The organism is Glycomyces sp. TRM65418, assembly GCF_019710475.1.
Classification (GTDB): domain Bacteria; phylum Actinomycetota; class Actinomycetes; order Mycobacteriales; family Micromonosporaceae; genus Glycomyces.
On the sequence record NZ_JAJFAX010000002.1, the window covers coordinates 455,619 to 470,612 of the forward strand.

14 protein-coding genes are annotated in these 14,994 nt (G+C 69.1%); 13 read left to right on the forward strand and 1 reads right to left on the reverse strand.

From position 1 onward, the window contains the following. On the forward strand, positions 1-468 hold the full coding sequence (locus K3N28_RS07090) for a hypothetical protein (protein WP_228091786.1): 468 nt from the start codon (positions 1-3) through the stop codon (positions 466-468). Here K3N28_RS07090 and K3N28_RS07095 read toward each other — a convergent pair. Next, positions 429-1,325: a hypothetical protein gene (locus K3N28_RS07095; RefSeq protein WP_228091787.1), complete on the reverse strand. Its 897-nt coding sequence runs from the start codon at positions 1,323-1,325 to the stop codon at positions 429-431. The two genes, K3N28_RS07090 and K3N28_RS07095, sit on opposite strands and share 40 nt — an antisense overlap. A gap of 178 nt (positions 1,326-1,503) precedes the next feature. On the opposite strand from K3N28_RS07095, the gene pruA reads away from it, so the two are divergent. From pruA to K3N28_RS07155, 12 genes are all read left to right on the forward strand, one after another. Then, on the forward strand, positions 1,504-3,132 hold the full coding sequence (pruA, locus tag K3N28_RS07100; RefSeq protein ID WP_228091788.1) for an L-glutamate gamma-semialdehyde dehydrogenase: 1,629 nt from the start codon (positions 1,504-1,506) through the stop codon (positions 3,130-3,132). Between the two features lie 220 nt (positions 3,133-3,352). Beyond that, the gene (locus tag K3N28_RS07105; protein WP_228091789.1) at positions 3,353-3,676 is read left to right on the forward strand and encodes a DUF397 domain-containing protein; all 324 of its coding nucleotides are present in this window, start codon (positions 3,353-3,355) and stop codon (positions 3,674-3,676) included. A gap of 336 nt (positions 3,677-4,012) precedes the next feature. After that, a complete protein-coding gene (locus K3N28_RS07110; RefSeq protein WP_228091790.1) occupies positions 4,013-5,554 on the forward strand; it encodes a S8/S53 family peptidase in 1,542 nt (513 codons plus the stop codon). A gap of 9 nt (positions 5,555-5,563) precedes the next feature. After that, positions 5,564-6,181 carry an RNA polymerase sigma factor gene (locus K3N28_RS07115; RefSeq protein WP_228091791.1) on the forward strand — a complete coding sequence of 206 codons (618 nt, stop codon included), beginning with the start codon at positions 5,564-5,566 and terminating at the stop codon, positions 6,179-6,181. Then, a complete protein-coding gene (locus K3N28_RS07120) occupies positions 6,165-6,701 on the forward strand; it encodes a hypothetical protein (RefSeq protein ID WP_228091792.1) in 537 nt (178 codons plus the stop codon). The genes K3N28_RS07115 and K3N28_RS07120 overlap by 17 nt, the downstream gene beginning before the upstream one ends. A gap of 235 nt (positions 6,702-6,936) precedes the next feature. Further along, complete coding sequence (locus K3N28_RS07125; protein WP_228091793.1) at positions 6,937-9,225, forward strand: CHAT domain-containing protein; 2,289 nt, start codon at positions 6,937-6,939, stop codon at positions 9,223-9,225. 33 nt (positions 9,226-9,258) lie between these two features. Then, positions 9,259-10,554, forward strand: coding sequence for an MFS transporter (locus tag K3N28_RS07130; protein ID WP_228091794.1), 1,296 nt, complete (start codon positions 9,259-9,261; stop codon positions 10,552-10,554). Positions 10,555-10,680: 126 nt separating this feature from the next. Beyond that, entirely contained in the window at positions 10,681-11,109 is a 429-nt protein-coding gene (locus K3N28_RS07135) for a protein phosphatase (protein WP_228091795.1), read from the forward strand. A gap of 265 nt (positions 11,110-11,374) precedes the next feature. Then, the gene (locus tag K3N28_RS07140; protein WP_228091796.1) at positions 11,375-12,094 is read left to right on the forward strand and encodes a DUF4129 domain-containing protein; all 720 of its coding nucleotides are present in this window, start codon (positions 11,375-11,377) and stop codon (positions 12,092-12,094) included. Continuing rightward, positions 12,091-12,600: a hypothetical protein gene (locus K3N28_RS07145; protein WP_228091797.1), complete on the forward strand. Its 510-nt coding sequence runs from the start codon at positions 12,091-12,093 to the stop codon at positions 12,598-12,600. The genes K3N28_RS07140 and K3N28_RS07145 overlap by 4 nt, the downstream gene beginning before the upstream one ends. Next, positions 12,600-13,616 carry a MoxR family ATPase gene (locus K3N28_RS07150; protein WP_228091798.1) on the forward strand — a complete coding sequence of 339 codons (1,017 nt, stop codon included), beginning with the start codon at positions 12,600-12,602 and terminating at the stop codon, positions 13,614-13,616. The genes K3N28_RS07145 and K3N28_RS07150 overlap by 1 nt, the downstream gene beginning before the upstream one ends. Further along, the gene (locus tag K3N28_RS07155) at positions 13,613-14,971 is read left to right on the forward strand and encodes a DUF58 domain-containing protein (RefSeq protein ID WP_228091799.1); all 1,359 of its coding nucleotides are present in this window, start codon (positions 13,613-13,615) and stop codon (positions 14,969-14,971) included. Before K3N28_RS07150 ends, K3N28_RS07155 begins: the two co-directional genes overlap by 4 nt. Positions 14,972-14,994: the final 23 nt, after the last annotated feature.

Below are 14,994 nucleotides of genomic sequence, written 5' to 3' on the forward strand. Positions count from 1 at the left end.
ATGACGCGCATCTACGTACCCGCGAACGCGGCGATGCTGCGGACGCTGGCCGACACCGGCGAAGTGAAGCCGGTGTCGGCCGCCCACACCGTGACGGCCTGGCTGCGCCGCGAAGCGCCGGGCGCCGACGTCGAGGACCTGGAGTACACGGCGTTCGCCGACGCCGCGGCGGCGTCGGTCGCGCTGCTGCCCGGTCAGGAACCGCGGCGCGTGGTGATCTCCGCCGACGTCCCCGACGAGCGCGTGAGCGAGCACGGCGAGGGCACGGGCGCGGACTTCGACGGCAGCGTGAAGCTGAAGAAGGTCGCGGCGATCCACATGGACGACGCCGCGGCGGCCCGGGAGATCGCCGCCGAGCTCGAGGCGGAGACCCCGGACCCGGAGGCGATCGAGGCGAACGTCCTCGACTGGTACGCCCCTTCGGAGCTTCAGGACCTCTTGGCGGCCTTGGGCATCAGCAGCCCGTAGGCGAGGACGGCGCAGAACGCGCCCGCGAACATCGCGGTCATCGAGCCGTTGTACTGCCACTGGAAGCTCAGGGCCAGGAACGCCGAGTCGAGCGGCGCGAGCTCGTCCAGGCCGACGCCGAGGAGCGCTCCGACGCCGATCTGCGCGATGATCGTGGCGACGAGCCAGATCGCGCCGGGGATCGCCCCGGCGAGCAGGTGCCCGAGGAGCTTCACGCCCGACTGCTTGCTGCGCAGGTACAGGAACGCGCACAGGCCGCAGGCGAGCCCGGCCACGAACGGGAGGGCGGTGCCGAGGGCGCCGTACTGGTCGAGCGGGTCGGAGAACAGGCTCACCGACGAGGCCGCCTCGAACAGGCCGCGCGCGAACATGAAGACCAGGAGCAGCAGGGCGGCGTTGAGCCCGGCGACGACGATGACGCTGCGCCGCGGCAGCGAGAAGAGCCCGCCCACGATCGCGGAGCCGAGCAGCACGAGCGCCAGCACGAGCGCGATCGCGGCGTCGACGCTGAAGCTCGCGTAGGCGATCGCGGCGGCGGCGAGACCGATGACGGTGAAGCCGAGCGCGGCGAGGGCCTTCTGCGGGCCTCGGAGGACCCGCGCGGCGAGGACGCCCGCGACCGCGCCCGCGAACGCGGCGACGATGATGGGGCTGAACAGGCTGTTCGCCAGGAGCACGACGCCGGTGTCGTCGAGCCCGTCGGCCATGCCGGTGAGGCGGTAGAGGGAGTAGACGACCCCGCCCAGGGAGAGGACGGCGGCGACGCCGAGCACCGCGAGCGCGATGCGGCCCGGTTGCGGCGTCGCGTCGAGCGGGGCGTCGGTCTCCTGCGCCGGTGCTTCGTGCGTTTCAGTCACCAGCCCAGAGTACGGACCGCGCTGGGAACGGCTACATCACACCGAGCCGTTCTTTGTTGCCGTCGCACCAGTTCGCGAGGCCTGAACTGTGCGAGGATGGCGGCAGAGCAGCGGATCTTGTAGCCTGGCTATCAAAGCTACTTAATCGAAGCAACCATCGAATCAATGGGAGGGCGCGATGGACGCCTTGTTTACGGTCCCCACGCCGGAGAACGAACCGGTCAATTCGTACGCGCCCGGCACGCCTGAGCGGGAGAGCCTCCAGAAGAAGCTCGCCGAGCTCGCGGGCACGCGGCACGACCTCGACATGAACATCGGCGGCAAGTGGCGCCGCGGCACGGGCGCCGAGATCAAGGTCGTCCAGCCGCACAACCGCGCCCACGTCCTCGGCGTCACCCGCGAGGCCGGCGAGTCCGAGGTCGCCGACGCCGTGAACGCCGCCAAGGCCGCCCGCGCCGACTGGATGCGCACCAGCTTCGCCGACCGCGCCGCGATCTTCCTGCGCGCCGCCGAACTCATCGCCGGACCCTACCGCGACGTGCTCAACGGCGCGACCATGCTCGGCCAGTCCAAGACCGCCGCCCAGGCCGAGATCGACTCGGCGTGCGAGCTCATCGACTTCCTGCGTTTCAACGTCAGCTTCGCCGAGGGGATCTACCGGCAGCAGCCGAACTCCTCCAAGGGGATCTGGAACCGCACCGACCACCGGCCGCTCGACGGGTTCGTCCTGGCGATCACGCCGTTCAACTTCACGGCCATCGCGGGGAACCTCCCCACCGCCCCGGCGATCATGGGCAACACCGTGGTGTGGAAGCCCTCGCCGACGCAGCAGTTCGCGGCGCACTTCATCATGAAGGTGCTGCTGGAGGCCGGCCTGCCGCCGGGGGTCATCAACATGGTGACCGGCTACGGCGAGGCCGTCAGCAAGGTCGCGCTGGTGGACCCCGAACTGGGCGGCATCCACTTCACCGGCTCCACCAAGACCTTCCAGCACCTGTGGAAGACGGTGGGGGAGCACATCGCGGGCTACCGCTCGTACCCGCGGCTGGTCGGCGAGACCGGCGGCAAGGACTTCATCATCGCCCACCCCAGCGCCGACCCCGACTCGCTCGCGGTGGCGATGGTGCGCGGCGCGTACGAGTACCAGGGCCAGAAGTGCTCGGCGCTGTCGCGCACGTACGTGCCCGCGTCCCTGTGGAAGAACGGCGTCCGCGACGCGGTGGTCGGGATGACCGAGGACATCACCTACGGCGACGTCACCGACTTCGACCACTTCGGCGGCGCGGTCATCGACGAGCGGGCGTACGCCAAGCACACCGCGCTGTTCGACCGCCTCAAGGACGACCCGAAGGCCACGGTGGTGGCCGGCGGGACCGCCGACGACTCGCAGGGCTACTTCGTGCAGCCCACGCTGATCGAGGCGACCGACCCGACCCATGAGCTGTTCGTCCAGGAGTACTTCGGGCCGATCAACACGGTCTACGTCTACGACGACGGCGACTTCGACGAGGTGGTCCGCCAGGCGGCCGACATCGCGCCGTACGCGCTGACCGGCGCGCTGTTCGCGACCGACCGGGCCGCGATCGCCCGCACGAGCGAGGCCGTGCGCTTCGCGGCGGGCAACTACTACATCAACGACAAGCCCACCGGCGCGGTGGTCGGCCAGCAGCCGTTCGGCGGCTCGCTCGGCTCGGGCACGAACGACAAGGCGGGTTCCTGGCAGAACCTCGTCCGCTGGGTGAGCCCGCGCTCCATCAAGGAGAACTTCGCCCCGCCGACCGACTACCGGTACCCGCACCAGGGCTGACCGAGGACGCGACGCCAGCGCGGCGGACGGCGACCCGTGCGTTCGCGGTGGCCGATCGCGTACCGCTCCAGGGCGTTCGCTGCGGCCGGGTGCGGTGAGGCTCGGCGGGTGTTCGCGGTGGTCGGCCGGCGGGCGACACCGCGGCCGACCGGTCGACCGCTTGCGCGCGGTGGCCGAGGGGGCTCGAACCGCGAGGTTCGGGCCCTTTTATGCTTGGGCCATGACGAAGCGTGAGCACCCGCTCAAGGGCGAGTTCGACACTGCCACCGCCCGTTGGGAACGCACCACCCACGAGGACGGGACCCCGGCCGCGCTCGAGATCGGCTACGCCGACAACGGCCTGGTCGCCCTGCGCATGGCCGAGGACCCCGACGGCGACATCCTCATCTACACCCCGTCCGAGTGGGAGGCCTTCGTCGAAGGCGTCCGCGACGGCGAGTTCGACCTCGAGTCCTGGGAGGACGAGCCCATCGTCGAGATCATCGAGGACGACGAGGAAGCGGAGCCGGTGAACCGGGCGGAAGACGCGCCCGCGAGCAAATAAGCCGAGGCACCGCGAGCCGAAGACCGCACGAACGGCCGCGCCGGCCGGGGAGACCCGGAGGCGCGGCCGTTCGGTTTTCCACCATGGTCGGTATGTGCCAACCTCAAAATCCCGCCGCGCCCGTGTATCCCACCGGACTCGGGGGTCTCTTCCCCGGTGAATGACGTGATTCCCGCCCAGCCCGTGGCGTTCGCGGCATTCCGGGCTCGAGTGCCTCCCGACCTGCCGGAGCCCGCGTGGGACCCCACGTGTGGCACGTGGAGGGGAGAATCGATCGCGAAGGATCCCCCTCCTCAGAACAACCGCATACCCCCCGAGTCAAGCAGAGGAGCTCCCATGCGACTGGTGTTCGCCGATCACGAACCCCATTTGAAGCCCAATCCACGCCGCGACCACATGAGCGGCGTCCCTGAGTTGTCCTACTCCACTCTGGACCGACACGGCGGTCGAGTGCTGGCCCCGGGACAGGTCGTCCGCACCCCCGGGCGCCCCGCCCCGGTCGGCACCATCTACCGCTACGACCGCCTGCTCGTGGACGGGTCGGTCATCCACGACGCCGAAGCCCGCGAGAAGCTCGAAGGCGCGATCCGCCCGACCGGCATGTCGCTCGAAAGCCGGGCCGCGAGCGCGATCATTCCGGGCCAGGGCTCGTACCGGGTCCCGGTGTTCAGCAATCACGGCGACCAATCCGCGGTCGATGCCTGGTCGCTGCTCCAGCGACTGCGCACCGCGAACGACGAGACGATCCTGCCGGACGAACTGCTCGACAAGGTCCGCCTGGAGCACCTCATGATCTGCTCGAAGGGCGGCCCGGGTGTCGGCAGCGGCGAGCCGCCGATCGGCGATACACGTTCTTTCACACTCGGTCGCATCCCGGTCGACATGGTGAACCCGATGCCCGGCCGCAGGCAACTGGACCGGCGACTGCGTGTGGCCATCCTGGACACCGGCGTTCCTACGAAGCACCCTGCCTTCGACGTTTCCGATCGCACTGAGCGCGAGGACACCTTCGTGGTGGTCGACCACGCGTTCCAAGTCAAGCTCGGTGAGCACTCCGATTCGCCCGCGGCTCCGCTCGACGACCCGTGGGAGGGCCCGGTCCACGAACCGACTCTCATCGGCGAGGTCGCCAGCCACTTCGGCCACGGCACCTTCATGACCGGCCTGCTCCGGCAGATGTCGCCAGACGTTCAGGTCTACTCGCTGCGAGTGGTTCACAACGACGGCCTCGCTTACGAGCACGAGGTCATCGCCGCGCTCCACCACGTGGCCGACCAGGTCGAGGCCGCCCGGCGCGGTGACGCAGAGGCGTTCGGCATCGATGTGGTCGTTCTGGCGATGGGGTACGTGGACGAGAACCCCGAGGACCAGCCCGGCGGCTGGATCGGGGAAGCGGTCAAACGCCTCTCCGCCCTCGGCATCCCCGTGGTGGCGGCTGCTGGAAACCAGTCCTCGGACCGGCCGTTCTACCCGGCGGCCTTCGCGGCGCACCCGCAGCTCGAGAACGCGGCGCCGATCGTGAGCGTCGGAGCCCTGAACCCGAACCGCCATGTCGCGATGTTCTCGAACGAGGGCTCATGGGTCTCGTGCTACGCCACCGGGGCCGGGTTGGTGAGCACGTACCCGTGCGAGGCCAAGGGGTCGCGGATGCCTGACCGCCGTGTCAAGTCCACGATCCTTGACCGCCACCGCGAGAGCCACGATCCCGACGACTTCTCGTCCGGATACGCGGTCTGGAGCGGCACGTCGTTCGCCGCGCCTCTGGCTGCGGCGTTCTTGGTGAACGCGATGGCGGATACCGGCATGGCCGAGGTGGAAGACGCCATTCAAGCGTCAGCGCGTGCACACGAAGCGTTGAAGCAACTGAAGAACCGCTAGCCTCAAGTCATGAACGTGACTTCGGCTCATTCGGTGGCCGCCGTGGATTACGACCGGCGCGCGCAGCTCTATCTGGCTGCGCGCGCCGGCGACGGCACTGCGCAGCAGACCCTCGTCGGCGAGCTCAATGAGCTCCTCTGGCGAGCGGCCCGCCGTACGGGACTCGACAGGGAGAGTGCTTCGGACGTCGTGCAGACGGCCTGGCTTCGGCTGTGGCACATCGAGAAAGAGCTGGAACAGCCTCGAGCGCTGACCAAGTGGTTGCTCACCACCGTCAGCCGAGAAGCCTGGAAGCAGATCGGGCACATGCGACGAGAGCTCGTCGCCGATCCGATCGACATCCAGGAGGAAGCGGCCCTCGAGGATATCGAGGACGGCTTCGTCCGTGCTGCCGAGCGAGAGGCCGTGCGTCGTGCCTTCCTCGCCCAACCAGAACGGTGCCGGCGACTGCTCGCCTTCGTGGCGACCGTCGCCCGGCCCGATTACGACGTCATCGCCGAGGCACTCGGGATGAAAAGGGGGAGCATCGGACCCACACGGGGCCGTTGCTTGGACAAACTGAGGAAGACGCTCCTGGACGATCCGTCCTGGGGTGGAGGTGAGGAGCGGGATGAAGATGCGACCTGAATACGAGAGTCAGGGTGAATTCGAGCCATTGGACTCCTGCGACGAGCGGATTCTCGCCGTGATCAACGAGCTGCATCGGCGAGACGACCCGATGCCGGAGGACCTCAATGAGCGAGTGCAATTTGCGCTCGAACTCGAAGCCGAACTCGACGCACGGGTGGCGCGCGTTTCGCGCTCCAGTGAACTGGTTCTCACACGTGGGGACGCTGATCTCATTGTAGGCCAGGGTGATCCAGCGTCGATCACGTTCGACTGCGAAACGGTCACGGTTATGGTCACGCCTCGCCCTTCGGCGCTGCGAGAGCTGCGCCTTGACGGATGGATAGGTCCTGAGGGCACTTACGAAGTTGAACTCAGAAGTCCGGAGGGTTCGAGAAGGGCTTCGACCGATGAGACCGGTCGGTTCGTTCTCGAAGGTCTGCCCGACGGTCAGATGTTCCAACTGGTGATCCGGCCGGATGAGACGCTGCAGCGGGAAGGGCTACCGGCGGTCGTCGTGACGCCTGCGGTGCGGTTGTAGCATGTGAAGAATGCTTCACAGTGCCTGGCGCTTGTTCTCACGTGGGCACCGACTTCAGGGTAGGTGGCGCATCTCCGAGGCCGCCGAGGTGTTCGATGAGGCGCTGAAGCTGCTGGCGTGGAATCCGTCGGCGCCTCCGGAAGCTGGTACTGCACGGGCGAGACTCACTGCCCGAATTCTCATCTCCCGTGCTTTGACATGGACTTACTCGGGTGATGCTCCCGCAGGATTGGCCTTGCTCGACCAGGTGGACCGCTTCGTGGATGAGCGGGATCGCGGACTGCTGATGCATCAACGGGCGATGATCCTTCACCAGAACGGGCGGCCGGTAGACGCGCTTGCCTGGTTCGATCTCGCCGAACCGATACTCAGAAAGCACGGTCCCGACTGGACCTATGCAGGGCTGTTCTTGAACCGTGCGAACGCGTTGAGAGACCTGGGAATACTCGGCAAGGGACTGGAGAACGCGACGAGGGCTCGCGAACTCTTCGCGAAGCTCGGCCGTCGTCTCAACCAAGTGAAGGCGCAGCATGTGGAAGCGCTCTTGCTGCTCGATTTGGGCGAGGTCGCCAAGGCGCTCGCAGAATTCGAGGAGGTTCGGGCCCAATACCGAGAGCACGCTCCTGAACTGGAAGCGTTCGTCCACGGTTCCAACGCCGATGCGCTTCTCTATGTGGGTATGTATCGGCAATCGGCCGAGCACTGGGCTGAAGCCATAGCTGCCTTGCGTCTGGCGGGCGACCATCGCACAGCGGCGATTTACGAGTATTGGCGCGCGGTCACCGCTTTCGAAGACAATCAACTGAAGCTCGCCACCGATTGGGCGAAGCGAGCGATGAATTCTCTCTATGCGCAAGGCAATGAGCCGATGGCCTTCTTGGCGAGACTCCTGATTCTTCAGGGAGAATTCGACTCGGAGACTGAAGGCCCCGACTTCGCCGACAAGGTGTCCCGCCTTTGCGACGCCCTCGAACAGCGCGGATGGACCCTCCGGCTCAAGCAGGCCCGTATTTTGGCTGCTCGGGCCCGCATCAGGGCGCGTGACCTCGAAGGCGTGGAAGTCGCCTTGGCGGATGAGGAGAGCGGCCCGGGCTACGAGGCGCTGGCCGAGGGTTTGGCCAGGCACCTTGCCAAGGCGGAGCTCGCCAGCGCTCGCGGGTTGGATCCGATTCCCGAACTGAAAGCAGGCCTCGATCAGCTGGACGAGTACCGAATGGCGTTCGGTTCGGTGGAATTCCAGGCGGGAGTCTCCGCCCTCGGCGTGCAGTTGTCCGGCAAAGGTTTGATCCACACCACCAATCATGGATCACCTGCGGAGATGCTCTGGTGGAGCGAGCGGTCCCGCGCCCAGGGCCTTCGCATCCCCCCGGTCAAATCGGCGACCGAACCTGATGCGCGAGAAGCGCTCGGCCGGCTTCGTCAAGCACGTCAACGACTCTGGGACCTCCAAGTACAAGGTTCGGAAGGGAGCGAAGAACTTGAGCGGGTCCGCCAACTCGAAGAAGAGATCCGCGCCTACGACCGGACCAAGCCCGGACCTGGAGAGCAGGCCGAGCGCATCGCCCCCGATGCCATCCATGACCTGGCGAAAGCCCGTGACACCGTTGTGGTCAGCCTTTACGAGGTCGGCGGCGATGTGCGTGCGATTCTCGCGGGGGGCGACGGCATTCAGCATGTCCGGCTGATGCAGCTCGAAGCGGCCGTGGAACTTGAACGCCGCATGGGAGCTGACTTGGATGCCCTCGGGAAGCCGTTTCGACTTCCGCCCCGCCTCCAGGCGAGCGTCGAAGGCTCGCTCCGCCGCAACGCCTCCGCGCTCGCCGAAGGCATCTGGGAGCCCATCGCCGCCTACGTTGGCGACCGCCAGGTGGTCATCGTGCCGCACAGCCGACTCGCCTGGGTGCCCTGGCCGCTGCTGCCGCAGCTCCGCGGGCGGCCGGTCACGGTCTCGCCTTCGGCCGAGGCATGGTGGCGGGCGGTCCATCGGAGTGCTGCCACCGGCCCCGCCCTCGTGGCGGCCGGCCCTGCGCTCTCCCGAGCGGGCGGGGAGATCGAGACGATCGCGGGTCTCTACCCGGGGGCGAATCTCATCACCGCAGATAAGTCCGATCCCGAACTCATCCTACGAGCGCTCGACGGTGCCTCGGTCGCCCACATTGCGGCGCACGGCCACCACGAGCCCGACAACGTCCTGTTCTCGCGCCTGGACTTCGGTCTCGGTCCGCTCAACGCGTACGAGCTCCTCGGTCTGGACCAGCCGCCCGGGCATGTGGTGCTCTCCTCGTGCGACCTCGGCCGGTCGACCGTGGCAGTCGGGAACGAGACCCTCGGCTTCACCGCGGCGCTCCTGCACGCCGGTACCTCCACTGTGGTCTCCAGCCTCGGCCGCGTACCCGACGACATGGCCGCCGAGATGATGATCGAGTACCACCGCCGCTGCGCCGCGGGCGCGACTCCCGCCGAAGCCCTCGCCGCCGTCGGTGAGCACCGCCCCTGGCATCCCTTCGTCGCGTTCGGCGCCTGACCCGCCCCCGACTTCCTGAGAAGGCCCACCCCGATGACCGCTCCCGAGCCCGACCGCGACACCGAACCCGAGTCCGGTCGCCGACCCGAGTCGATGTTCCGCAACCCCGATCACCTGAAGCTCTTCACCTCCGTCGGAGCGAGCCAAATCGGCCTCCAGATCGCGTACTTCTCGATCTCGATCATCGCCGTGGTCGTGCTGGACCTCAGCGAATCCCAGATCGGGGTCCTGTACGCGATGGACCAGATCGCGCTGGTGCTCTTCGGCCTGCTGGTCGGCGTCTGGGTCGACCGGTTGCGGGACAAGCCGATCATCATCGTCAGCGAGATCTTCAGGGCGGCCGTGATGCTGAGCGTCCCCGTCGCCTGGGCGCTCGACGCGCTGACCGTCTGGCATGTGTACGCGGCGATGTTCCTGCTCGGCGTGGCCTCGGTGTTCTTCGATGTCGCGCAGGTCAGCTTCGTGCCCCGGCTGATCGACAACAACAGCCTCACCCGAGGGAATTCGCGGATCCACGGGATCAGGTCGGCCTCCGACACGGGCGGGCCCCTGGCCGCCGGGCCGCTGGTGTCGCTGCTGACCGCGCCGGTCGCGATCGTCGTGGCGGTGGTGTCGTTCGCCGTGTCGGCCTTCTCGGTCACCCGGATCCAGTACCGCGAAGAGGAACCCGAACGGGCCGAGAAGCCGCACGTCTGGACCGAGATCGTTCAGGGCGTCAAGTTCATCTTCCACGACATGATCCTGCGGAACATCGCGATCGCGAGCGCCTGGTGCAACCTGTCGGTCGGCGCCTTCCAGGCCATGCTCATGGTGTTCCTCATCCGGGAGGCCGGCCAGTCGAGCGAGGTCGCCGGCTTCATCCTCGCCGGCTCCGGCGCCGGAGGCGTCCTGGGCGCGATGCTGGTCGGCCGTCTCTCGAAGCGGGCGGGCGTCGGCCCGACGGCGATCGCGGCGCTGGCGGTGTCCGGTCCCGGCATGGCGATCGTCGCCGCTTCCGGTCCCGGTTGGGGCGCTGCGGTGGCGTTCGCCGGGCAGGTGGTGTTCGTGTCCGCGGTCGTCGTGTTCAACGTGAACGTCATCAGCTACCGCCAGGCGGTCACCCCGGACGACATGCAGGGCCGAGTGGGGGCGACGCAGCGGGTGATCTGCTGGGCGGCGATGGCGGTCGGCTCGATCCTCGGCGGTTTCACGGGCGATCTCCTCAGCGCCCGGGCCGTGCTCTTGATCGCCGCCGCCATGTTGTGCCTCGGGTTCCTCCCGCTGTTGCGGACGCCGTTCCGGAGTCTGCGCGCGATTCCCGAAGAGCACGAAGTGCGGGCGAAGCCGTAGCGATGTGTTGCTGAGCGTCATCCGTCGGGCACTGGGGAACCGGGTTTCGCGGACAGCACGCCCTGGTCATGGGCTGTCGAGCACCCACTGGGCACCAGTGTGGGCGTCGCACAGTAGGTTCCGAGGATGAAGGAATCTTGGGACCCGGAAGCCGTCGGGGTGCTGCGTCTGCCGTCCGGCCGTCTCGTGCGCGGGCGCGCGCTCGCCCGGCCGCTGCCCGAGGGCCCCGACCCGGATTTCGCGCTCCACCTGCTGGGGCACGAGCCGCCGGAGGTCCCTTGGGCGTCCAGGTGGATCCTCTGGCCGGACTTCCGTCTCCCGAACGACAAGCCCGCCTTCGGGGAGGCCCTCCGGGAGGCCTGGGACCGCGCGGAGACCGAGCGCGTCGAGTTCGCCTGCTACGGCGGCCACGGCCGCACGGGCACCGCCCTGGCCTGCCTCGCGGTCCTCGACGGCGTGCCGGCCAGGGAAGCGGTCGCCTACGTGCGCGAGCACTACGCCAAGCGGGCGGTGGAGACCCCCTGGCAGAGCCGCTTCGTCTCCCGTTTCAGCTAGCGGCCGGAAGGCTGCAGCGGTCTTCGAAGACGGACGCGGCCGGCGCTGAAGGACCGGCCTCGCCTCATGTTCGTATGTCACCACGGTGCTGCCGGTGAAAGCGCGGATCGGCGAGACGTGCGAGCGGCACGGTCGAGTGCCCGAGAGGACTGCGAATCCCTTTTCCGTGTTCGACGGACTCAGGCTGGGAGGCGTTTGCAGCGGCGTTGACATAAGGTGGGGCTCGTAACCCCTCCGGCTAGCGATCCCCCTCTCGAGGTTCCGTATGGCGCACCCCGGTCCGCAGCCGCGTCCGACGCGGCGCTGGCTGCCCGTTCTCGTCGTCGTCGCCGCGCTGCTCGTGGTCGGCCTCGCGGCGCAGGGGACGGGACTCCAGTGGCAGCAGGCCGAACTGCCCGAGGTGACCGGCGGCGGCGAGTCGATCCAACCGGGACTCCAGCCTTCGGAGGAGATGCCCAGCGCACCGGAGGTCCCGGCCGCGAGCGACGGGTTCTCCTTCCCTCCCTGGGTCTCGTGGCTGATCCTCGCCGTCCTCGTGGGCATCCCGCTGGCGTTCGTGCTGCTGTTCGTCGCGCGCAAGGTCATGGAATGGCTCATCGACGCCCCGCCGAACAGCGGCGACCCCGATCTCGAACCGCAGTACCTGCACCGCGACTTCACCCTCGTCGAGGACGCCGTCAGCGCCGCCCTCGCCGACATGGACCTCGGCACGGACCCGCGCGCGGCCATCATGGCCTGCTGGGTCCATTTCGAGCGGGCCTCGGAAGCGGTCGGGATCGAACGCGAAACCTCCGACACCCCCTCCGACCTGGTGCGGAAACTGCTCGAACGCCATCAGCTCGACGGGGCCGCGCTCAACCGGCTCTCGGAGGCCTACCTGCGGGCCCGCTACTCGCCCCACCAGGTCGGCCAGGCCGACCGGGACCGGGCCCGCGACGCGCTCGTCGCGCTCCAGGCGCAGCTCGGCGTCCGGGAGGGCCGATGAAGGAGTTCCTCGCGCCGTTCGGGCGTCTCAGGCTCTGGCCCGCGGTCGGCGCCGTGGCCGCCGCCGGGTTCTTCTGGGTCCTCGGGCTGCTGTCGGGCGTCGACTTCTCGCTCTGGCAGCTGGTCCTCCTCGCCCTCGCCGCCCTGCTCGCCAACTCGGTCGTCAACGGGATGCGCGCCGACACCGAGAAGGCCCCCGAGCTCATCGTCCGCACCGTCAACGAACCGAGCTGGCGGCCCTTCACCGAAGTGAACCGCTGGGAGGACCGGCTCATCTTCGCCGAGGCGAAGCCCGGTCGCTTCGAGGGCACGAACGCCAAGCGGCAGCTCGTCGAACTCGCCGCCGAGCGGCTGCGGCTGCGCCGCGGCCTCTCGCTCACCGGGCAGCCCGACGAGTGCCGCGCGCTCCTCGGCGAGCGCACCTTCCAGTTCCTGACCGGGCCCGTACCGGACTGCCCCACCCCCTGGCAGCTCGACGAACACCTGCAAGCCATCGAGGAGATCTAATGTCCCCAGCACCGAGCGTCAGTCTCGACCAGGTCGCCGACCACGCGAGCGCGGTCCTGAAGTCCGTCCAGTCGGTCATCGTCGGCAAGGACGAGCCGCTGCGCCTGGTGCTCGCCGGGATCCTCGCGGGCGGACACATCCTCCTCGAAGATCTTCCGGGCCTCGGGAAGACGCTCACGGCGCGGTGCTTCGCGCAGAGCCTCGGGCTGGACTTCCAGCGGCTCCAGTTCACCCCCGACCTGCTGCCCGCGGACGTCACCGGTTCCCTGCTCTACAACCAGAAGAGCGGCGAGTTCGTCTACCGCAAGGGGCCGGTGCACACGAACCTGCTGCTCGCCGACGAGATCAACCGGACGCCGCCCAAGACCCAGTCGGCGCTGCTGGAGGCGATGCAGGAGCGCCAGGTCTCGGTCGAGGGGGAGACGCACCTGCTCCCCGAACCGTTCACGGTGCTCGCCACGTCCAACCCGGTCGAGTTCGAGGGCACCTACCAGCTGCCCGAGGCGCAGCTCGACCGGTTCCTGCTGCGCGTCTCCTTCGGCTACCCGACGCCGGACGAGGAGTGGGAGGTCCTCCAGCGGCGCCTCTCCCGCCGGGCCGAGACCGTCGACCTCGCGCCCGTCATCGACGCCGCCACGCTGGTGGGGATGCAGCGGGCGCTGGAGCAGGTCACCGTCGAGGACTCGGTCGGCCGCTACATGGTCGCCATCACCGGCGCCACGCGCGGCCATGCGCAGGTGCAGGTCGGCGCGTCACCCCGCGGGTCGCTCGCACTGCTGCTCGCCTCGCGGGCGCTGGCCGTCCTTTCAGGACGCGACTTCGTGACCCCCGACGACGTGAAGGGCGTCGCGGGCGCGGCCCTGGCCCACCGCATCACCCTCAAGCCGGAGCTGTGGATGCGCCGCATCGACCCGGCCGCCGTCGTCGCCGACATCTGCCGCGGCGTCGAGGCGCCCCAGACGGTCAAGGACCCCACGTACTCGGCCGCGAGCGGGGATTCGGCGCGGCGGCCATGACACTCGCCGGCGATCCCGCGCTCAAACTGCGCACCGACAATCCGCGTCCGCAGCAGCGGGCGGTCGCCGAGCCGCCCGTGACGTGGCGGCGCACCACGGCCCTGACGCGGGCGGTCGCACTGGTGGCGGTGTGCCTGCTCGTCGCGGTCGTGTTCGGCCGGGTGGACCTCGTGCTCATCGCCGCGCCCTTCGCGATCGGCACCGCGCTGCTGCTCCAGCATCGGCCCACGCGCCCGCCCGAGGCGCGGCTCGTCTCGATGGACGACGCCACCAGCGCCGAAGGCGCGACCGCGTCCGCGAGCCTGGTCGTCTTCAATCCCGAGCCGGTCCCGATCACCGCGTTCGTCACCGCCGCGGCCGACCCGTGGATCGCCCTGCACACCGGCAAAGGCGACTTCGCCGAGCGCATCGGCCCCGAGACGGGACGGGACATGGTCGTCGCCGGGACCGCCCGGCGCTGGGGCGGCCACCACCTCGGACCCGTCCACGTCCGCTCGATCGCCTGCGGCGGGCTGCTGGAGACCACGGTGCAGCGCCTGCACGGCGCGACCGTGTGGGTCCTGCCGGTCCCGGACTGGTTCGAGTCGGCCGAGTCGCTGCCGTTCGCGGACGGCGTCACCGGCGTCCACCGGTCCCGGCGCGGCGGCGACTCCGGCGAGCTCGCCGAGGTGCGCCTCTACCAGCCGGGGGACCGGCTGCGGCGGATCGACTGGCGCACGTCGATGCGCAGCCAGGACCTCTACGTCAACGCCACCCTGTCCGAACGCGACACCGACGTGACCTTGATCCTCGACCTGCAGGTCGAAGCAGGGGTCTCCGGCGGCGTCGAAGGCGCGGCGTCGATCGCCGACCTCACCGTGCGCGCGGCCGGCGCCGTGGCCTCCCACTACGCCCTCCAAGGCGACCGGGTCTCGTGCATCGAGTTCGGCGCGCGCGGCCGCCGGATGCGCCCGGGGACGGGCAGGCGGCACGCCGCCGCGACGCTCCGCTGGCTCGCCTCGGTCGACATGCCGCCCGATCCGCTCCCGCCGTCGCCCGAGATGCTCCGGCGCCAACTCGCCGGGCAGCGCAGCCTGAACGTCGTGTTCACGCCGCTGCTGACCGACCGCTCGGTCGCGCTCATCGCCGCGATCGCCCGCGCCGGCCGGCCGGTGCTGTGCGTCGACACGCTGCCGCCGCACCTCGCCCCGCCCGCGCGGACGCATTGGACGCCCGCCGCGGAGCGCCTGTGGCGGCTCTCGCGCGACAACACCGTCATGGAGCTGCGGGACCTCGGCGTCGCCGTGGAGCCGTGGAAGGGCTCCGCTTCGCTCGACAACGTGCTCGCCGAACTGAACCGGAGGCGCTACCGATGAGCATCCTTGACGAAGTTCGGGAG